The 5,156-nt window shown below is 39.8% G+C and carries 6 protein-coding genes and 1 pseudogene; 2 read left to right on the top strand and 5 right to left on the bottom strand.

From position 1 onward, the window contains the following. Positions 1-154: 154 nt before the first annotated feature. From F0261_RS19560 to F0261_RS20040, 5 genes and pseudogenes are all read right to left on the bottom strand, one after another. A complete protein-coding gene (locus tag F0261_RS19560) occupies positions 155-745 on the bottom strand; it encodes a hypothetical protein (protein WP_171338717.1) in 591 nt (196 codons plus the stop codon). 132 nt (positions 746-877) lie between these two features. Continuing rightward, positions 878-1,234 carry a hypothetical protein gene (locus F0261_RS19555; protein ID WP_080752417.1) on the bottom strand — a complete coding sequence of 119 codons (357 nt, stop codon included), beginning with the start codon at positions 1,232-1,234 and terminating at the stop codon, positions 878-880. Positions 1,235-2,123: 889 nt separating this feature from the next. Then, the gene (locus tag F0261_RS19550) at positions 2,124-2,312 is read right to left on the bottom strand and encodes a hypothetical protein (protein ID WP_014979453.1); all 189 of its coding nucleotides are present in this window, start codon (positions 2,310-2,312) and stop codon (positions 2,124-2,126) included. A 197-nt stretch (positions 2,313-2,509) separates the two neighbouring features. After that, positions 2,510-2,938: a hypothetical protein gene (locus F0261_RS19545; RefSeq protein WP_014979452.1), complete on the bottom strand. Its 429-nt coding sequence runs from the start codon at positions 2,936-2,938 to the stop codon at positions 2,510-2,512. Positions 2,939-3,697: 759 nt separating this feature from the next. Then, positions 3,698-4,129 (bottom strand): annotated as a pseudogene (locus F0261_RS20040) (DUF695 domain-containing protein). Between the two features lie 203 nt (positions 4,130-4,332). Between F0261_RS20040 and F0261_RS19535 the strand changes: the two are divergent. Together F0261_RS19535 and F0261_RS19530 are read left to right on the top strand one after the other, a co-directional pair. Next, positions 4,333-4,755 (top strand): putative toxin-antitoxin system toxin component, PIN family, encoded by a 423-nt coding sequence (locus F0261_RS19535; protein ID WP_171338716.1) that lies wholly within the window; start codon positions 4,333-4,335, stop codon positions 4,753-4,755. A gap of 1 nt (position 4,756) precedes the next feature. Further along, entirely contained in the window at positions 4,757-4,978 is a 222-nt protein-coding gene (locus F0261_RS19530) for a toxin-antitoxin system HicB family antitoxin (protein WP_013785563.1), read from the top strand. Positions 4,979-5,156: the final 178 nt, after the last annotated feature.

Raw genomic sequence — 5,156 nt, 5'->3', positions numbered from 1 at the left:
AGAGTTACCTATTTTGTTTTGATTAAAGATTCGACACCTTTATCAAAACGGGTAACTCTCATCTTTTCAAGAAGAAGTGTCAGATTAAGTCGAGACTAATTCAGATAAGGTTAGCACCCCGAGTCTTCGTGTTCCAGCTAACTAAGTAATTGCGTTAGTCTACTTGTTCGCTGCCACTGCCAATATTTTTCCATTCAGGATTAATATTTTGCGAGGTTGCATCAACAAACTGGGTAACCTTTGTTCCTAAAAATAGATATTCGATTGAATGAGGTTCAAAGTCCAATTCTCCTTTAAATCCCAAACCACTGTCTTCTATTTTTGAATAGTTTTCATAGGGAACACTTCTTAGGTTTTTTAACTCGTAGGATAAGCCTTTCCATTCAAACCTAAACCCCTCGAATGCCCCCAGTTCAGATTCTCCTAGAATGTGTTTTTCACCATCCTTTGAAGATACGATAGCAATCTGAGCTTCTTTTTTGTCCTTGTTTGCGTCAATACCAAAGAGAATATATCGGTCTCTATTCTCGTTCCAAACCCGATACATAGCCCCTGATTCACTTGACGATTCAAAATCTAGTCTTTGGACTTGTAAGAACATAGTGAAGTAACAATCATCATCACAGAGCACTAAAAATGAATTTAATTCTGCTTTGCCGGCGGGGGTGTCATGTTCGCTTGAAAAAAGAGTTTGAGCGCCCGCGGTATGGGCAATCAAACAAAAGATAAAAACGAGTGTCTTCATAAAAAACATCCTTATTGTTAAACAGCGCAGTTCGCCTCTTACTATTGGGCGATAATAAATGGTTAATATAAGAACCGAAGTGAAGCATCCCATGTGGTAGAGGTTTGGCGAGGGCACTTTCAATGTTCGCACTCATTTTTGGCCTGTGATATGCCAAGTGATTGCCGCCACTACAAGCATAAATGCGAGTTGATAAAATGGCATAACAGCATAAATAAGGGCGGACTGTCCATCACTGCCCGTATATGTATAGGATGAGTAATAAGGCACTAAAGCTAGAATGCCCGAGAATAAACCAGCAGATGACACGATTAGATTAAGTTTTGAATTTTTGGTCTTAACTAGAACCAATAAAATAGACAGCAACAGTGGTGCAGCAATATAAATTTGGAACCAATTTAACCCGAACCCTGACGTCCCAATTGTTGCCAGCATAATTGCAAGTGAGAACAGTATTATCATTTTTCTCATAAGAGTGACTTCCTTCATGTTCCTAATTTCCTTATGTAGGGCGTAAACAGGCTGGCGATGATAGAGAAACCACCTAGCGTGTAGCCGTGCTGTTCGTTGAGGTCCCTCTTGATTTAGTATTAAAAGCATAAAGATAAATAGCAGCGTGGTAAATATCAAAGAATAAACAAATAGTTGGACCTGATGTCGAGCGAAGTACGGGGTGTAGTCCAACGATTTTACGGGCGAGTTGATGCGATCATTAACTATGCCTTAAAACTTCAAACCCAAGTACACATGATACGGTTAAAAGACCGAACCACCCTAAAATATGCCCAAAGCCCTCGCCGAAATAATCTAATGAAGAAAAGCCCTCTATAATTTCACTGGCAGGTTTGGAGAATACGACAAGGCTAATACTTAAACCCGGTTCCCATAGCAAGTACCAATAAGTTGATAATCTCCAACTTGTGCCTTCAGTGGTAGCTATGAAAAACGTCAACACAGCGAAGAATACAGTGCCTATTATTTTGGAACTTCTCCACCTTTTAAAACTGTCCGCCAATGAATGCCGATATTCGTATTTAGCGTACAGAAAGACAAAAACAATTGGAGATAAATAGAGTAGAAAAATAGTGAATGAAAATAGCATGCTCATTAAAATAGCTAACGGGAAGTGATGAAACGGCATAGTAGTATAGCCGCTCAGCGTGTTTGCGCTCCAACAACTAAAGGGAACGACTTTAATTCTTGGTTATGTACCAAGCATCAATCTCTTTCTGGTTTCACTCAGGGCATACAGCTACCGTACTGAACTCAACGAGTGTTAATGCGGTTGGTAGTAGGCACACAGACCCTTGAGTGATAAAAGGTTTAGGCCTACGTCGTTCGCAAGTATTATTCGAAGTAAATTTTGTGAGTTGACAGTTTACGCCTTTTTATAGGTCGCTTTTTTGTTTTCTGATTCAGCTTTATAAGAGTTATACCAAAATAAACCTTCAAAAACGAAAGCCAATAAAATTAATCCAAATGTTCCATTTATCATGCCAAGACTAAATGTGACAATGGCAGCAATCAAAAATGTAAGAATAAATAAAACACGATAGTGGTTCTTCATAACCTTTCCCTAGTAAAAGTTCGCCTATTTAATATAGTGCAGTTTTACAGTTGTTCTGAATAACTTTGTAAAAATGTGTTTCACTTAGCTGATAACTTCAAGATTACGCTAAGGAGTACAAAAACATGACCAAATAGACGAAGACGCCCAGCCATTGTGCGTCCCTGCGAATGCAAGTGAACACCAACAGTTGTTTGTTAGCTGCCAACGCAATCAGATGGTCGCATAGTAAAACTATGTAACTTTTCCCCGTTATGGGCTAGGTAGTTTGAAGTCACTGCAACACCCACTTTCGAAAAATAACTATTTTCATTTGAATTGCAGTATTCATTTAACTGCATATCTTCAAGCTGTCCAAAAGTTAAGATATCCTGGGATTCATCGTGGTCAAGAATATACTCGTAAACAATTGTTCTCCCTTCAAGCTGGACACTATTTAACTGAGTTATATCGTCTAGAAATATTGGTACCATTTCATTGATCTCATTCACAACATTTTGTAATTGAGCGTCACTTATTTTCAACGATTCTTTCTTTATGAAAGGCTTCCATACCGAATTCGAAATCAATGAAAGACTTCCGATAATAAGCAGGAAAATTACTACCGTTTTTGTTGTTTTGTCCATGCTTACCTTCTGGCAGCTACCATTTCAATAACGGCTGAAGACACGTGGGGAATAATGGCGAGGCCACCCCGCATATATGCGTCTCAGCGAACGAAGTTAGTGCGTTTATTGGGGTGTTAGGTGCGCTCACGCCAAGACCCCATTTAGCAGCATACTTGGCATAAAAAAGTAAAAAGTCAATAAGCCCGAACTTGTAAATAGAAGTGCGGCTACACAAAAAGAAGCTTGTACGAAGAAAACGGAAGGTTTAGCAGATGCACTATGCCTAAAAGCTACTACTGAGGTTTTTAAACACTCTTTAATTGCTTGGTATTTAGTCGAAAACCAAGAAAGGAGGGGAGCTAGGCTAGCAAAAACGAGAGCAAATGCGACTTCCATACCACCTAGTTGAACTAAGAAGGCTATCTATGGCAAAAATGCGGCTGCAACAACCATTGCGATGCCGAAAACTACCCGTTGTGAATTAGGTAATTCATTCCATGATTTCATAATTTTCCCTTTTAGCACCTAACAGCCCACTCAATAAGTTCGCCTGATAGTGGTGTTTCTGCATCTAAGTTAGTGCCGCAGCTTATAGCTTTAACACCTTCATATTCAGAGAATACTTCTTCGGCTGTCGGGCTAAGCAATCTATTTTCTGAACAAACGAATAAAAGATTCCTGTTTCCTTAAGTACAAATTGCTCAACTTAACAGGCTAAAGATAGCAACGAAGGAGCGCAAGCTTGCTGCTTTGCGTCCTTGTTTCAGTGTTTGTTAGCTATATGCCGAATTCAGTCTGAAGTTTTTTAAGGTTACTCCACTCTTTATCTCTATAGAAATTAATGTCAATAGGATAAGCATCGTGACCAGATAAGACTTCATTAAAATGCTTTATGAATACTTCCCTATCAGCGATATAAAACACAAACTCTTAAAGGTCATTTCCTGTCGCTGAGTATACGTTGAAATAAAGCTCTTCTCGGCCTCTGATTGTTTCAAGGCCATCTTCAAGTTTGATCATGAGTTCATTCACATGTTTTGGCGGCATCCCATTATTAGTTGAGCTATCATATGTCCATGAAACTACAGTCAACCACTCCATTTTTGAACGAGTGCTGCCATCTGGAAAATCATTCATGAACTTATAAACGACAGGTTTTCCTTGAATTGTGGCTTCACCAACAGACCATGTTTCGTCTGACCACGCCATGAATGAAACTCCAAGAATCAAAATTGATAAAATATACTTGAACATATAGCTAACTTTAAAATAAGGGGCGCAGACATGTGGGGCATAATGGCGAAGCCGCCCCGCGTGTATGCGTCCCAGCGAACGCAGTGAGTGTGTTGATTGGGTTGTTAGCTGCTATTGTCAAACTGAAAAGTGATAGCATATACGCTAGCATATAATCTATGAATAAAGTAGTTATTGACACCAGTGTACTTATTAGCGCCCTGATTGGCAAAACAGGGCCAGCCCGAGAAGTGATAAGGCAATGCTTGTTGGGGGAACTAAAGCCGCTGATTAGCACGACCTTATTCTTGGAGTACGAAGCAGTAAGCAAGCGAGACAAAATTAAAGAATTGTGCCCGCTTACCGAGGACGAAGTGAGCGAGTTGCTAGCAGCATTTTTTAGTGTTTGCGAATGGGTTCAGATACATTGTTTGTGGCGGCCAAATTTAAAAGATGAAGGCGATAACTTTCTTATAGAGCTTGCAGTGGCAGGAAATGCCGAGAGCATTATTACGAATAACCTAAAAGACCTGAAAAATGCGGAATTACAAATTGATGGTTTGAAAGTATTAGCGCCTGAAGATTATTTGAGAGGAGTTTAATATGTCCACTTTAACTGTACGTTTACCAGACGATAAGCATAATCGATTGAAGGCTTTGGCAGCGCATAAAAAGCTGAGCTTAAACAAATTGATAGAAGAATTGTCTACGCAAGCGATAGCTGAATTTGATACTGAGGTAAGATTTAAGGCGATTGCTGCTACTGGAGACAAAAACAAAGGTTTGGAACTTCTAGATAAGCTTGATTCACATTTTGGCAGCTAACTTTCCAATAACGGGCGTAGGCACGTGGGGCATAATGGCGAAGCCGCCCCGCTTGTATGCGTCCCAGCGAACGGAGTGAGTGAGTTTATTGAGTTGTTAGGTGCGTTCACGATAAGACCTTTATGATTTGACCATTTACGACAGAAAAACCATTTTTGAAGTACCATTGCTCTAATCG

Origin of the sequence: Alteromonas sp. 07-89-2 (assembly GCF_013113925.1) — a bacterium.
In the GTDB taxonomy this organism is placed as follows: domain Bacteria; phylum Pseudomonadota; class Gammaproteobacteria; order Enterobacterales; family Alteromonadaceae; genus Alteromonas; species Alteromonas macleodii.
This window is presented reverse-complemented; position numbering and strand designations above follow the sequence as displayed.